Annotated in this window: 1 protein-coding gene; it reads left to right on the top strand. The window is 45.4% G+C overall.

What is annotated here, in order from left to right:
• The coding region (locus tag A3766_RS30460; RefSeq protein WP_197479346.1) for an immunoglobulin domain-containing protein at window positions 1–736 on the top strand (736 nt) is incomplete at both ends.

Here is a 736-nt window from a genome sequence, read left to right as displayed (position 1 = left end):
CAGGAATCTATCGCTCACATTGAAGACTTGCTAGATCTAGATGCTGGTGCGATGCGTTTGGCGCCAGCAGATTTAACTGCTATTGAGTCGTATAGTTCAATTACAAAAGCAGAACTGGAAATGGGTGTTTTGTCAGCCTCTTTCTTGTCAATGGTTGAGCTGGGTCGTTGGGATACGATTGAAGAAGTAATCGAACATGTAGAGGAAGTGATTGCCAGTGATGGCGTTCTAGGGGCTCAAAGTACTGAGGGCGATGAACAGATTACTCTGGATGAGGTTTTTCTAGAGGCAAGCGAAATTGCATTAGATCTAGAGCAAGCGCTTCCAGATAGTGAACATGCCGAGACATTTGCGGCGGTTAGACAGGAAACGAATGATTCCTATAACGACGTAGCAGAGCTTAACGAGACTCCTGACCTCGAAATTATTAGCCAGCCTCAAGGTGTAATTGTTGATGAGTTGGAAGAGGTCTTATTAAGTGTGGGAGCTACCGGTGGCGAGCTAAGCTATCAGTGGCGTAGAGATGGTGTTGAGCTTCAAGGGGCGGTACTAAGTTCACTATTGATTTCAGCTGCAGATACTTCCGACTCAGGCAGTTATGATGTTCTGGTGAGCGATGAGTCAGGTACCCTGGAGTCTTTGACTGCTTTAGTAGTAGTTAACGAATTGCCACCAGTAGTTGTGATAGACCCTGTTCAAATTTCTACGCAACCTACTTCTGTTAGTGTAGATGAAG

The sequence above is a fragment of the Oleiphilus sp. HI0132 genome, from assembly GCF_001635845.1.
This window is presented reverse-complemented; position numbering and strand designations above follow the sequence as displayed.